Source organism: Microbacterium sp. NPDC089987, from assembly GCF_044748505.1.
Classification (GTDB): domain Bacteria; phylum Actinomycetota; class Actinomycetes; order Actinomycetales; family Microbacteriaceae; genus Microbacterium.
This window is the reverse complement of the sequence record NZ_JBIVGE010000001.1, coordinates 1,311,178-1,325,110: the sequence shown is the minus strand read 5'-3', so window position 1 is coordinate 1,325,110 and position 13,933 is coordinate 1,311,178. Positions and strand designations below refer to the sequence as shown.

Below are 13,933 nucleotides of genomic sequence, written 5' to 3'. Positions count from 1 at the left end.
GCGAGTGGGTCGGCCGGACGGCCGCGTGGCGCGTGAGCGCACCGAGGAACGTCCGGGCTCCACAGGGCAGGGCGGTGGGTAACACCCACCCGGAGTGATCCGCGAGACAGTGCCACAGAGAGAAGACCGCCCGTCCGACACCTGGGTCCCTGAGCTTGCCGAAGGGTCGCAGGGCGGATGGGTAAGGGTGAAAGGGTGGTGTAAGAGACCACCGGGGAGCGCGGTGACGCGCTCCGCCAGGTAAACCTCGCCCGGAGCAAGACCAGACAGAGGACGTCGACGCGGCTCGCCGAGTCCTCGGGTAGGTCGCTGGAACGGCACGGCAACGTGTCGTCGAGAGAGATGGCCGTCAAGGGAGCGAAGAACTCCTGAACAGAACCCGGCGTACAGGCCGGCCCACTCGCCCCGAACACGCAGGAAGGCCCGGTCGATGACCGGGCCTTCCTGGCATGTGCTGGTCAGCCTGCGGCGAGTGCGGCAGCGCCGATGATGCCGGACGCGTTGCGGTGCACGGCCGACACGATCGGGGTCCTCAGATCGAGCAGCGGCAGGAACTTCTCGGGGTGCTTCGACACGCCGCCGCCGACGACGAACAGGTCGGGGCTGAAGAGGAACTCGACGTGCGAGTAGAACTCCTGCAGACGCGCCGACCACTCCTCCCACGACAGGTTCTCGCGCTCCATCGCCGAGTACGCGGTCCAGCGCTCGATCGACTCGCCGTCACGGTTGAGATGCCCGAGCTCGGTGTTCGGGATCAGCTCGCCGTCGTAGAGGAATGCCGATCCGATGCCGGTGCCGAGGGTCGTCATGATCGTGAGACCGCGGGCATCGCGCGCCGCGCCGTGACGGACCTCTGCGACGCCGGCTGCGTCAGCATCGTTGACGAACGTGATGCTGCGGCCCAGTCCCTCTTCGAAGAACTTCTCGGCCTCGAAGCCGACCCACTCCTTCGAGACGTTGGCGGCCGAGAGCGTCCTGCCGTACTTGACGATGGCGGGGAACGCGACGCCGAGCGGCAGCGTGGAATCGGCGACGCCCAGGGTGCCGAGCACCTCGCGCACCGTCTCGACGACGTCGGCGGGGTGGGCGCCCTCGGGCGTGGGGACACGCACCCGGTCCGATTCCAGAGTGCCTGTTTCGAGGTTGACGATGCCCGCCTTGATGCCCGTTCCGCCGATGTCGACGCCGATTGCCTGTGCCATGGCGAATAGCCTAGCCATGCGCGACCCAGCGATTAGGATCGTGACGAGATCCCGACGAAGGAGCTGACATGTCCGACGGCGACGAGAAGTACTGGTACAACCTCAGCACGGGCGAGGTCGAGTTCGGCATGCAGTCCGCATCCGTCGACCGGGTGGGTCCGTTCGACACCAGGGAGGACGCGGCCCGTGCCCCCGAGACCATGCGCGAGCGCTCTCGTGCCTGGGCGGAGGAGGATGCGGCCGACGACGGGTGGGGCTCCAGCTCTCTCGAGTCGGACCGGTGAGGGTGGACAAGCAGCGCGACTTCGTGCTGCGCACCATCGAGGAGCGCGGCGTCAAGTTCGTGCGCCTCTGGTTCACCGATGTCATCGGCACGCTCAAGTCGGTGGCCATCGCCCCCGCTGAGGTCGAGGGCGCATTCGCCGAGGGCATCGGCTTCGACGGCTCGGCCATCGAGGGGCTGACCCGCACCTACGAGTCCGACCTGCTCGCGCAGCCGGATCCGACGACATTCCAGATCCTGCCCTGGCGCGGCGAGGTCGACCCGACGGCCCGCATGTTCTGCGACCTCACGACGCCGGACGGCCGTCCCGCGGTCTCCGACCCGCGCAACGTGCTGCGACGCGCGCTCGCGAAGGCGGCAGACGCCGGGTTCACGTTCTACACGCATCCCGAGATCGAGTTCTACCTGCTGAAGTCCTCGCAGCTCGGCCCGGAGGGGCCGGTTCCCGCCGACAGCGCCGGCTACTTCGACAACGTCCCCGGCGGCACCGCGCACGACTTCCGCCGCAGTGCCGTGCGGATGCTCGAGGACCTGGGCATCTCGGTGGAGTACAGCCATCACGAGGGCGGGCCGGGCCAGAACGAGATCGATCTGCGATACGCCGATGCGCTCACGACGGCGGACAACATCATGACCTTCCGCACCGTGGTCAAGGAGGTCGCGATCGAGCAGGGCGTCTACGCGACGTTCATGCCGAAGCCCCTGAACGACCACCCCGGCAGCGGCATGCACACGCACATGTCGCTGTTCGAAGGCGACGTCAACGCGTTCTACGAGGCCGGCGCCGAGTACCAGCTCTCGCTCACCGGTCGCCGGTTCATCGCGGGTCTGCTGCGCCACGCGAACGAGATCGCCGCGGTCACCAACCAGTTCGTGAACTCGTACAAGCGCCTGTGGGGCGGCGACGAGGCACCGAGCTTCGTCACCTGGGGCCACGCCAACCGCTCTGCCCTGATCCGCGTGCCGATGTACAAGCCCAACAAGGGCCAGTCCACGCGCATCGAGTACCGCGCGCTCGATTCGGCGGCGAACCCGTATCTCGCGTATGCGCTGATGCTCGCCGCCGGCCTCAAGGGCATCGAGGAGGAGTACGACCTGCCGCCCGAGGCGGAGGACAACGTATGGTCGCTCAGCGACTCCGAGCGCCGGGCTCTCGGGTACGCGCCGCTGCCGGCGAGTCTCGACCACGCCCTGGAGTACATGCGCGACTCCGAGCTCGTCGCCGAGACGCTCGGCGAGCAGGTGTTCAACTACGTTCTGCTGAACAAGCAGAAGGAGTGGGAGGCCTACCGCGGACAGGTGACGCCGTTCGAGCTCAAGAACAACCTCGGGCTGCTCTGAGGCGGCGATGGCGCGTCCTGATGCGTCCGTATCGCTGTCGGCACTGGCGCGGCTCGGCTTCGTCGAGCTGACCTCGGCGTCAGCCGACCTCAGCGAGCTCGCCGAGCTCACCGGCCTCGAGCGGGTCGAGCTCGCCGACGGCATGGTCGCCGCTGATCCGGATGCCGCGGTGCGCGGCCTCGTCGCCGTGGCGCGACGCGACGCCGCGCAGGTCGCCGCGGTGCTCTCCGACCCCATGGCGCGGAAGGCGGCATGGCGGCTGTTCGGGGTGTCGCGGGCACTCGGCGCGTTCTTCGAAAGGCATCCCGGGCGCCTGCACGCCGACGTGCTGCTGCGCCCCGACCTCCCGGATGCCGCGGAGCTGACCGCGCGGATGCTCGCGGCCGTCGACGCGGACGAGGGCTTCGCCTGCGCCGCCGACCCGGTGACGGCGCTGCGGGTCGAGTATCGGAGCTGTCTGAGCGAGATCGCGGCCGTCGACCTGGCCGCGGAGTCGGCGACCGCCGCGATCGCCGGCGTCTCGGCCGCACTCGCAGATGCCGCCGCGGCGGCGCTGGAGGCAGGGCTGGCGGTGGCGCGCACGGTGGTCGAGCGCTCGGGTCGCGCGGGCACCCGCGACGAGATCGCGGCGACACGGCTGGCGATCATCGGCATGGGCAAGGCGGGTGCACGCGAGCTGAACTACCTCAGCGATGTCGACGTCATCTTCGTCGCGGGAACGGTCGACGACAGCGTCGTCAGCGAGGCGAGGGCGATCGACATCGCCACGCGCCTGGCACGCGAGACCATGACCGCGCTGAACGGCCTCGAGATCGAGCCGCCGCTGTGGGAGGTCGATGCCGCCCTTCGCCCGGAGGGGAAACAGGGTGCGCTGGTGCGCTCGCTGGCATCCCACCTCGCCTACTACGACCGCTGGGCGAAGAGCTGGGAGTTCCAGGCGCTGCTCAAGGCGCGCCCGCTCGCGGGCGACGCCGAGCTCGGCGCGGAGTACATCGCCGCGGTCCAGCCGAAGGTCTGGACGAGCGCGGAACGCGAGGACTTCGTCGAGAGCGTGCAGCGCATGCGCGAGCGCGTCACCGACCACATCCCTGCCGAGGACATGCCGTACCAGATCAAGCTCGGCCCTGGCGGTCTGCGCGACATCGAGTTCACCGTGCAGCTGCTGCAGCTCGTGCACGGACTCAGCGACGAGGGCATCCGCACGCGCGGCACGCTGGAGTCGCTCGACGCGCTCGTCGAGGGCGGCTACATCGGGCGCGCGGAGGCGAGCGCCTTCGGCGAGCAGTACCGCATCCTGCGGCTGCTCGAGCACCGGCTGCAGCTGCACGACCTCACGCGGACGCACCTCATGCCGCGCGACGACGAGGGCATGCGACGCCTTGCCCGAGCGACCGCTCTGGCCGACAGCGCGTCCGGGCTGCAGACGATATGGGACGAGGTGCGGCGGGCGGTGCGCGATCAGCACGTCCGCCTCTTCTACCGGCCGCTGCTCTCGGCTGTCGCCTCGCTGCCCGCCGAGGAACGCGCGCTCTCCACCGCGCAGGCGGGCTCGCGTCTCGCGGCGATCGGGTTCCGCGATCCGGCCGGCGCCCTGCGGCACATCGCCGCTCTCACATCGGGGCTGAGCCGCAAGGCCACGATCCAGAAGCACCTCATGCCGGTGATGCTGCGCTGGTTCGCCGACGGCACCGACCCGGACTACGGACTCCTCGCGTTCCGGCGCATCAGCGAGCGACTCGGTGACACGCACTGGTTCCTGCGCATGCTGCGCGACTCGTCCGGCGCGGCCGAGCGGCTGACGCGGCTGCTCTCGAGCTCTCGCTACGTCGGCGAGCTGATGGAGTGGATCCCCGAGTCGGTGGCCTGGCTCGACACGCCTGCCGCCCTGCGTCCGCGCGGTGGGCCCGCGCTCGATGACGAGGCTCGAGCGATCCAGACCCGGCATGCGACGACGCAGGCCGCGCTGCGGGCCGTGCGAGCGCTCCGCCGACGCGAGCTGCTGCGCACAGCCATGGGGGCGGTGCTCGATCAGGTCGGCGTCGATGAGATGGCGAGGGCGCTCACCGAGATCACCGAGGCCGCGATCCAGGCGGCGCTGCGCGCCGTGCGGCGCGAGATCGTGCCGCCGGAAGACGACGCGATGGACTTCTCGATCATCGCGATGGGTCGGTTCGGGGGCGCTGAACTCGGCTTCGGCTCCGACGCCGACGTGCTGTTCATCTACGACCCGAACGGCGTGGATCCGCAGCGTGCCCAGCAGCACGCCGCCAAGATCGTGGCAGGTCTGCGCGAGCATCTGGCCGACCAGCGCGTGCCGCTGGAGCTCGACGCCGACCTGCGCCCCGAGGGCCGCAACGGGCCCATCGTCCGCACCATCGAGGCGTACACGCAGTACTACCGCCGCTGGTCGCTGTCCTGGGAGGCGCAGGCGCTGCTGCGCGCGCGGGGGATCGCCGGCAGCATGAAGCTGATCGCGCGGTTCACCGAGCTCGCCGACAGCATCCGGTACCCGGAGAGCGTGTCGCTGCAGGACGTGCGCGAGATCAAGCGCATCAAGGCGCGTGTGGAGGGGGAGCGCCTGCCGCAGGGAGCCGACCCTCGACGGCATCTCAAGCTCGGGCCCGGCACGCTGAGCGACGTCGAGTGGATGGTGCAGGTGCTGCAGCTGCAGCACGGTCACCGGGTCCCCGACCTGCGCACGACGTCCACCCTGCAGGCGCTGGATGCGGCGGTGCTCGCCGATCTCCTTCCCGCCGACGATGCCGAGCGACTGCGAGAGGCATGGGTTCTCGCCAGTCGGCTGCGTTCGGCCATGACGCTGCTCACCGGCCAGACGAAGGACGTGCTGCCGGTCGAGATCCGCGAGCTCGACGGGGTAGGCCGTCTTCTGGGATATCCTGACCGCGCCGCCACCGTGCTTGAGGAGGACTACCTCCGGGTCACGCGCCGGGCGCGGCGAGTCTTCGAGAAGCAGTTCTACGGCTGACACTCAGCCGTGATGAAGGGGGAGCGGATGGCACAGCGTTTCGGGATCATCTGGAATCCGACCAAGATCGAGGGTGACGCGCTTCGGGATGCCGTGGCGGCTGCCGTCCCGGCGGACACCGAGCTCATGTGGTGGGAGACCGCCGCCGACGACCCCGGTCGCGCGATGACGGCCGAGGCCGTGCACGCCGGCTGCGACGTCGTCATCGCCGTGGGCGGCGACGGCACGGTGCGCACGGTCGCCGAGGTCCTCGCCTCGGTGGAAGACGCTCCGGCGCTCGGGATCGTGCCGCAGGGCACCGGAAACCTGCTGGCCCGCAACCTCGGCATCCCGGTCGGCAGCATCCCCAAGGCGATGGACGTCATCGCGACCGGCAACGAGCGTCGCATCGACATGGGCTGGACCAGGACCGACGACGCCGAGGTCGAGACCGGGTTCCTGGTGATGGTCGGCTTCGGTCTCGACGCGCACATGCTCGCCGAGACCGATGACGACCTGAAGGGCAAGGCCGGCTGGCTCGCCTACGTGGCGGCGATGGGACGCGCGGTGACCGCCTCCGAGACCGTCGACTTCCAGATCACCCTCGACAGCGGCGAGAAGCAGACGTTCAGCGGTCACACGCTGCTCATCGGCAACTGCGGCGACATCCAGGGAGGGTTCACCCTGCTGCCGGACGCGGTGGTCGATGACGGACGCCTCGACCTGCTGGTGATCAGCGCTGAGAACGTCGTGCAGTGGCTGCAGACCTTGCGCACGGTGGTCTGGGACAACGGCATCCGGCGCCTGCTCGGCGGTGGCGAGGAGACCGTGAGCACCGACGTCACGCAGCACCTGACCGGCGAGGCGATCGCCGTCGCGCTGTCGGGACCGGTGCCCTTCGAGATCGACGGCGAAGAGGCGGGCGACATCTCCAAGCTCGCCGTGCGCGTGCAGCCCGGTGCGCTGCGCGTGCTCTGCTGAGCGCCCTGCGCGGTGCGGATGGTCTGCCGACCTCCCCTAAGCTCGGGGGGAAAGGACGGTGCATGACCACCCTCGACTCACCGCTTCCCGCCGCTCGCATCGTGATCCCGTGGCGTCCCGCACCCTCGCGCATGGACGCCTACCAGCGCGTGATCGCGTGGTACCGCCAGACGCTGCCGGAGGTTCCGCTCGAGACCGTCGACACGGGGGATGTGCCGTTCGTCCTCGCCGCATGCCGGAACAGCGCCATGCGCGACGCGGCCCAGGATGAGGTCGTCGTCGTGGGCGATGCCGACACCATCCCCGAGCGCGAGCCGCTGATCGCCGCGATCCGAGCGGCCGCTGAAAGCCGCTTCGTCCACCTGCCCTATGACGAGTACCGCTGGCTCGGACGCACCGGCTCGGTCGATCACGCCGCCGGTGTGCCGCTGGCGGACTGCGCCGTCGAGCAGTACGTCGAGGGCGCCTGCTCGGGCGTGTACGTGGCGACGCCGCGGACCTGGGAGAGTCACGGGGGACAGGACGAGGGATTCCGCGGGTGGGGCTTCGAGGATGCGGCGTGGTTCCTCGCGCACTCGACGATCCTCGGGGCACCGCCCGTACGGCATCCGGGCCGGGTGTACGCGCTGCACCACGTCGGCGAGGTGCGCGCGGGCGCCGCGTACGATGCGAACGCGGCGCGCATGGAGCAGTACCGTGCGGCTGCCGGCGACCCGCCGGCGATGGCGCGGCTGGTAGGCGCGGTGCGCCTTCCCGGCGCCGTCATCTGACCTGCCCGCCGCCTCCCGCTCACGGGGCCGGCGACGCCGCGGCGACCTGCGGTGGAGCGGAGGATCCCGACACCGTCGCGTAGGCGATCGACGGACCCGGATGCGTCGCCTGCGCTGCAGCGGCCGCCTGGAGCATCGAGCGTCCGGCGAACGCCGGATCCGCGATCTCCCGCAGTGCCGTGGCGAGCTCGTCGACCGATGCCGCGTTCGGATCGAGCGCTCGGCCCGTCCCGGTGCGCTCGATGGCGGCTGCGCCCGCGAACTGGTCCGTCGAGAAGGGCAGCACGAGCAACGGCACCCCGTGCCCGACGGCCTCCGTCACGGAGTTGTTGCCCCCGTGCGTCACGGCCGCCGCGGCCGACGTGAGCAGTCGCACCTGCGGTAGGTACTCCGCGACGAGCCAGTCGTCGGGGATCGGGCCGAGCGCAGCGGCATCCGTCGTACCCGTCGCGATCGCCGCGCGCAGGCCGGTCGCGCGCAGCGCGGCGGCGACCCGGGCGAGCACGTCTCCGCGAACGGACAGGAAGCTGCCGAAGCTCACGTACACGTAGGGCTCGCCCGCCGCGATCCAGCCGTCGACGTCCGACGCCGCGGCCTCCTCGCGCGGCGTCGATCCGAGGAACCGGTGCGCTGGAAGCACTCTCCCGTCGCCGGTGGCGAGCTCGGCAGGATAGTTGTAGAGCACGGTGTCGCCGTGCAGCGCGAAGGCGTCTTCGACGGGCTGGGCCTGCGCGTCGAGCGCGGCGGCCGCCTCATTCCACTGGGCCGTGAAGCGCCGCGACACCTCCTCGCACAGCCTCCGCAGCTGGCTCAGCTCCGTCTGCCCCGGGCTGAAGGCGGCCGGCCATGCCGGCGGGTAGCCGTAGACCTCACCCGAGACCGGCAGCGCACTCGGATGGCCGAGCACGACGTCGCCGTACCGGATGCGGCAGGTGTGCAGTGCCAGACGGGCGCTGTAGGCGAGATGGTCGACGAGGATCGCGTCGGGCGCGACCTCGTCGATCACCCGCAGCGTCGCTCGGGCCCGGTCGACCGGCTCCCACATCAGGTCTGTGAGGCGCTCGCGCGCCTGATAGGCGAGGGTCGGGACCATGCCCGTGCGCGTTGAGGCGAAGAATCCCTCGAGCGATGCGGCCTCCTCGGCCTGCTGCTCGGAGCTGCGGATGACGCCCGCGTTCGCTCCTCGACCGAGGGGCAGGTGCACTCGGCGGTAGCCGAAGTCGGCGACGATGCCGGCCGTCGCAGGACCTGTCGCCACGACGACCTCGTCACCCGCGTCACGCCAGGCCGTGCCGAGAGCCGCCAGCGGCAGCAGGTGCGAGGCATAGTCGGGACTGATGATCAGCAGGGTCATACGAGCAGCTCCGCAGCGCGCTGCAGCTCGGCTTCGCTGTGCGCGACCGACTCGTACACCGGAGCGAGCTTGGCGGCCATGCCCTGGATGGTGAAGCGCTCAGCCACAAGGTCGCGCGCTCGTGCGGGTGCGCCGTCTCCGGCCGCGGCGCGCGCAAGCGCGCACTCGATCGCAGCGACGAGCTTGCCCGGGTCGGCGGTCTCGGTGAGGAAGCCCGTGTCGCCGTGCTCGACGTAGGTGGCTGGGCCGCCGCTATCGGGCGCGACCACGAGCAGGCCGGTGGCCATCGCCTCGAGGATCGCCAGGCCGAACTCCTCCTTCAGGCTCGCGCAGACGTACACGCCGTCCGGCGCCGCACGGCCGGGAAGCCCGAAGCGGGCGGCCGCGAGCCACTCCGCGGCGACGTCGTTGGACCGATGGCCGGTCAGCAGCAGTCCGCGCGTCGCATGCTGCGCGGGAGGGAGGGTGGCCTGGATGCGATCGAGCTGCTCGCGTTCGTCCACCGAAGGATGTGCGAGGTCGCCGCCGATTACCAGGAGGTTGGCGGCGTCGGTCAGCGGGCTCTCCGCCCATGCCCGAACCAGGGTGGCCATGCCCTTGATGCGGTGCATCCGTCCCACCGTGACCAGCAGTGGCAGGTGTCGTCGCTCTTCGGGCAGAGCGTCGAGCAGCGCGGCGAGCTCGGCGAGAGCGCCGGTCGGCTCGACGCCGCCGGCTACCTGACGGGCACGCGCGACGGCGCGATCCACCACCTCGAGGTCGACGCCCTCGGCGACCACGGTGTGGCGTTCTGGCCGCGACGACATGTCGATGCCGATGAGCGCACGCATGTCGCGCTCGAGCTCCGGCCGGGGGAAGAACACGGAGTGCGCGGCAGACGCGGCCAGGCTCTGCACCAGGTGCGTGCGGAACCAGAAGTGCTCGGCGAGATCTGCCGCGCCGAAGTCCTCGCGGGTGAGGGTGCCGGAGCGCTCGAGCGACGCGATGACGCTGTGCGGGTCGGGCGCGACGGTGAACACCGTGGGGATTCCGAGCTCACGCGCGACGTCGGCGGCAGCCAGGCTGCCGACGTCCGCCATGCGGAGGTGGAGCACGTCGACGCGCCCCGCCGCGCGCAGCAGGCGCCGGATGCCCCGGCGCACGCTCACCCGCAGCGGCCACGCCGCCGCTGAGCTCACCGGCGGCGCGCTGAGCGGGATGTGGCCGTAGAGGTGGCCGGTCTCGCCGCCAGCGACCTGCAGCAGGTCGGGACCGGCCTGCGCGGCCGTGCCGCGCGACAGGGTCAGCACGCGCTGCACGGCTGCGGGCTCGGTGACGAGGGCATCACCCAGTCGCACCAGCAGCGTGGCGATGCCGCCGTTGTCGCCGGCGCCGGCCGCCGAGAGCGCCGAGTCGACGTCGGCGTGCAGGAACAGCTGGGCGACCGTGAGCCCTTCGCCGCTCTCACGCGCGATCGGCGCGGGCTCTGCGTCGATGAGGGCGAGGCGAGCGAGATCGCCGAGCTCGCCACCCTCGACGACGATGCCTTCGAGGGTCGAGATCGCGCCGGGTTCACGGCGCTGACCGAGGGCGGCGACCGCCGCCTCTCGAACGGTCGGCGGGGCGGAGACATCGGTCGCCCAGACTCGCAGTGGACGGACAGCGAGCGGATGGCGCACGAGCCCCATCGTCTCGACCAAGCGGGCCCGCGCGTCGTGGGGGAGCGTGCCCGTGCACGCCGCCTCCAGGGCGACCGCGAGCAGCTCGGCGGCGCCCGTCGACCACTTCTCCAGCGTGTGCTGAGCGAGCATGCCGGCGAAGCCGCCCTCGGCGACGAGGCGCACCAGACGCCCGACTGCCTCGGGGCGTGCCGGACGGCGGCCGAGGGCGTCGGCGGCATGCTCGACGATGTACGGCCGCGGTGACGACAGCAGGCTCGACAGCAGTCGTGCGGCCTCCTCGTCGTTCATCTCGGCCAGGGCGTGGACCGCCGCGATCCCGGCGAGATCGTCATCGGCCGAGAGAGCGGCCGTCAGCACGCGCAGCGTGCGCACGCCCGGATCGCGACCGGCTTCGAACGCGAGATCGTCGGCGGCCCGCATCGCCTCGATGATCGATGTGGATCCGGTGATGCGATCCATCGCCGTCTGAATACCCATGCTGCCCTCCGAACGGGCACCGACACAGGCACCGAGTGGAATCGTACTGCGGCGAGGAGAATAGAGTTTACGGTTGACAAGGCGCCGATCGTCGGCCCGGGTTCCGAGCGAAGGACAGGCGTGAGCGTTCTCACCATCGGCGACATCGGTGTGCTGTCGGGCATGATCCACATCGGCGACGAGGCGATGTTCGAGGCCGCGCGCGACGAGCTGGCTGCCCGTGATCTCGGGGTCGTGGGAGTGTCGTCGGCGCCGGAGGAATCCGCTGTTCGCTACGGCGTGCCCAGCGTTCCGCGGCTCGGCTTCGTCGGTCTCGATCGCGATGCCGCGGCTCGCCGCAGCGCGCTTCTCGTGGATGCTGCGGCGGGACGCACCGCACTCGACGCCGGCGACCCGGCCGGCCCGGTCCTCGATGCGATCGGTGACGCGTCGGGTGTGCTCATCGCGGGCGGCGGCAACCTCGCGTCGCGCTGGCCGGTGCACGTGTACGAGCGCACCACGCTCGCCGCGATGGCACGGGCTCGCGGTCTACCTGTCGTGGTGTCGGGGCAGACCTTCGGACCAGATCTGGAGGATGCCGATGCCGAACGTGTCGCCGCGATGGCACGTGCGGCCGCGCTGACCGGCGTCCGCGAGCACGCCTCGGCAGAACTCGCCCGCACCTGGGGCGCGGATGTGCGCGCCGGCGTCGACGACGCCTCGTTCCTCGGCGGCGGACCGATGGGCGATGACGGAGCCGGCGCGTCCGATCGCGTTCTCGTCAGCTTGTCGGGGTGGTTCGCCGGACGCCCCGCCGACGAGGTCGAGCGCGGCATCGCCGCGCTGCTCGATCACGCTGCGGACACCGTGGGACCCGTCGTCTTCCACGCGCATTTCGGACCTGAGACCGCGGGCTCCGAGCCCGCCGGCGACGCGGCGCTGCATGAGCGGGTGCGCGCCCGGATGCGACGCCCGAGCGACGTGCTGCCCAGCGGTGATTCGCTGACCGCCGCGCGACTGGCCCGCACATCGCGACTGCTGGTGACCAGTCGCTACCACCCTGCCGTGTTCGCCGCACCGGCCGGGAGCCCGATCCTGGCGCTGGCCGTCGACGAGTACACGCGCATCAAGCTCAGCGGCGCACTCGGCCACTGGGGGCAGGACGGCGTCGTCGACCTCGATGGGCTCGCGGATGCTCCCGCCCGCCTCACGGAGATCGCCGCGTCGGCGCGCGCCACGACAGACGCCGCCGCGGAGCGCATCGACGAGCACCGCGCGGCCGCGGCGGGCTGGTGGGACATCGCCGTCGACGCGCTGCGCTGACGGGGCCGGCGGGGCCGGTCAGCGCACGGCGCCGCGGGGCCCTCAGACGCGAGAAACCACTTCCCGCGTGAGACACACGCTCACACGTGGTGTCTCGGGCAGGAAGTGGTTTCTCAGCGGGCTGGCGCTTCAGACGACCCGAAGCTCAGCATCCGTAGTACAGCTCGAACTCATACGGGTGCGGGCGCTGCGCCATCGGCAGGATCTCCTGCTCGTACTTGTAGGTGATCCACGTGTCGATGAGCTCCTGCGTGAACACGCCGCCCTCGAGCAGGAAGTCGTGGTCCTTGCGGAGTGCCTCGAGCGAGTCCAGCAGCGAGTTCGGCACCTGCGGGATGTTCGCGGCCTCCTCCGGGGGCAGCTCGTACAGGTCCTTGTCGATCGGCTCCATCGGCTCGATGCGGTTCTTGATGCCGTCGAGGCCTGCCATCAGCTGCGCGGCGAACGCGAGGTACGGGTTCGACGAGGCATCCGGAACGCGGAACTCGATGCGCTTCGCCTTCGGGTTCGAGCCGGTGAGCGGGATGCGGATCGCGGCCGAGCGGTTGCCGGCGGAGTAGGCCAGGTTCACCGGCGCCTCGAAGTGCTTCACCAGGCGGTGGTAGCTGTTCAGCGTCGGGTTCGTGAACGCGAGCACGGCGTGCGCGTGCTTGAGCAGACCGCCGATGTACCAGCGAGCGATGTCGCTGAGCTGGCCGTAGCCGGCCTCGTCGAAGAACAGCGGCTTGCCGTCGAGCCACAGCGACTGATGCGTGTGCATGCCCGAGCCGTTGTCGCCGAACAGCGGCTTCGGCATGAAGGTGACGGTCTTGCCCCACTCCTCGGCGGTGTTCTTGATGATGTACTTGAACTTCAGGATGTCGTCGGCTGAGCTGACCATCGTGTCGAAGCGGTAGTTGATCTCCTGCTGACCGGCGGTTCCGACCTCGTGGTGCGAGCGCTCGAGGTGGAAGCCGGAGTCGATCAGGCGCAGGGTCATGTCGTCGCGGATGTCCGCGGTCTTGTCGACGGGGGCGACGGGGAAGTAGCCGCCCTTGAACGGCGTCTTGTTGGCGAGGTTGCCGCCCTCCTCCTCACGACCGGAGTTCCATGCGGCCTCCTCGGAATCGATCCTGTAGAAGCTCTCGCCTCCGGTCACCGAGTAGCGCACGTCGTCGAAGATGTAGAACTCGGCCTCGGGGGCGAAGAACGCCGTGTCGGCGATGCCGGTCGAGGCCAGGTACTTCTCGGCCTTCTTGGCGACCTGGCGTGGGTCCTTGCTGTAGATCTCGCCGGTGCGGGGGTTGTGGATGTCGAAGACCATCACCAGGGTCTTCGCGGCCCGGAAGGGGTCGACGTACGCGGTCGTGACGTCGGGGATCAGCTGCATGTCCGACTCGTGGATGCTCGCGAAGCCGCGGATCGACGACCCGTCGAAGAGCTGCCCGTCGCGGAAGAAGTCGTCGTCGACCGTGGAGGCGGGGATGTTGAAGTGCTGCTGGACCCCGGGAAGGTCGGTGAATCGGATGTCGAGGAACTTGACGTCGTTCTCCTCGATGTAGCGGATGACCTCAGCGGGCTCTGTGAACATGTACGACTCCTGATCGGGTATCGGTTG

Annotated in this window: 10 protein-coding genes and 1 other RNA gene; 7 read left to right on the top strand and 4 right to left on the bottom strand. The window is 70.4% G+C overall.

Annotated elements, in window-relative coordinates; genetic code table 11:
• The first annotated feature begins 5 nt into the window (after positions 1 to 5).
• An RNA gene (gene rnpB, locus ACIPV2_RS06220) (RNase P RNA component class A) lies at positions 6 to 403 on the top strand.
• Between the two features lie 55 nt (positions 404 to 458).
• Here rnpB and ppgK read toward each other — a convergent pair.
• Positions 459 to 1,202 (bottom strand): polyphosphate--glucose phosphotransferase, encoded by a 744-nt coding sequence (ppgK, locus tag ACIPV2_RS06215; RefSeq protein WP_400839413.1) that lies wholly within the window; start codon positions 1,200 to 1,202, stop codon positions 459 to 461.
• Between the two features lie 68 nt (positions 1,203 to 1,270).
• On the opposite strand from ppgK, the gene ACIPV2_RS06210 reads away from it, so the two are divergent.
• The 5 genes from ACIPV2_RS06210 (at position 1,271) to ACIPV2_RS06190 (ending at position 7,542) form a co-directional block, all read left to right on the top strand.
• Positions 1,271 to 1,486, top strand: a complete 216-nt coding sequence (locus ACIPV2_RS06210) for a hypothetical protein (protein ID WP_101186683.1) — start codon at positions 1,271 to 1,273, stop codon at positions 1,484 to 1,486.
• 2 nt (positions 1,487 to 1,488) lie between these two features.
• Complete coding sequence (locus tag ACIPV2_RS06205; RefSeq protein WP_101186682.1) at positions 1,489 to 2,826, top strand: glutamine synthetase family protein; 1,338 nt, start codon at positions 1,489 to 1,491, stop codon at positions 2,824 to 2,826.
• A 7-nt stretch (positions 2,827 to 2,833) separates the two neighbouring features.
• Positions 2,834 to 5,812, top strand: a complete 2,979-nt coding sequence (locus tag ACIPV2_RS06200; RefSeq protein WP_400839411.1) for a bifunctional [glutamine synthetase] adenylyltransferase/[glutamine synthetase]-adenylyl-L-tyrosine phosphorylase — start codon at positions 2,834 to 2,836, stop codon at positions 5,810 to 5,812.
• A gap of 27 nt (positions 5,813 to 5,839) precedes the next feature.
• Positions 5,840 to 6,772 carry a diacylglycerol/lipid kinase family protein gene (locus ACIPV2_RS06195; RefSeq protein WP_400839409.1) on the top strand — a complete coding sequence of 311 codons (933 nt, stop codon included), beginning with the start codon at positions 5,840 to 5,842 and terminating at the stop codon, positions 6,770 to 6,772.
• A 62-nt stretch (positions 6,773 to 6,834) separates the two neighbouring features.
• Positions 6,835 to 7,542: a hypothetical protein gene (locus tag ACIPV2_RS06190; protein ID WP_400839407.1), complete on the top strand. Its 708-nt coding sequence runs from the start codon at positions 6,835 to 6,837 to the stop codon at positions 7,540 to 7,542.
• A 19-nt stretch (positions 7,543 to 7,561) separates the two neighbouring features.
• On the opposite strand, the gene ACIPV2_RS06185 is transcribed toward ACIPV2_RS06190, so the two are convergent.
• On the bottom strand, positions 7,562 to 8,896 hold the full coding sequence (locus ACIPV2_RS06185) for a nucleotide disphospho-sugar-binding domain-containing protein (protein WP_400839405.1): 1,335 nt from the start codon (positions 8,894 to 8,896) through the stop codon (positions 7,562 to 7,564).
• Entirely contained in the window at positions 8,893 to 11,034 is a 2,142-nt protein-coding gene (locus ACIPV2_RS06180; RefSeq protein ID WP_400839403.1) for a glycosyltransferase, read from the bottom strand. The genes ACIPV2_RS06185 and ACIPV2_RS06180 overlap by 4 nt, the downstream gene beginning before the upstream one ends.
• A gap of 120 nt (positions 11,035 to 11,154) precedes the next feature.
• Here ACIPV2_RS06180 and ACIPV2_RS06175 point away from each other — a divergent pair, with 120 nt between their 5' ends.
• On the top strand, positions 11,155 to 12,336 hold the full coding sequence (locus tag ACIPV2_RS06175) for a polysaccharide pyruvyl transferase family protein (RefSeq protein ID WP_400839402.1): 1,182 nt from the start codon (positions 11,155 to 11,157) through the stop codon (positions 12,334 to 12,336).
• A gap of 145 nt (positions 12,337 to 12,481) precedes the next feature.
• Here ACIPV2_RS06175 and glnA read toward each other — a convergent pair whose 3' ends face one another.
• Positions 12,482 to 13,906 carry a type I glutamate--ammonia ligase gene (gene glnA, locus ACIPV2_RS06170; protein WP_101186679.1) on the bottom strand — a complete coding sequence of 475 codons (1,425 nt, stop codon included), beginning with the start codon at positions 13,904 to 13,906 and terminating at the stop codon, positions 12,482 to 12,484.
• Positions 13,907 to 13,933: the final 27 nt, after the last annotated feature.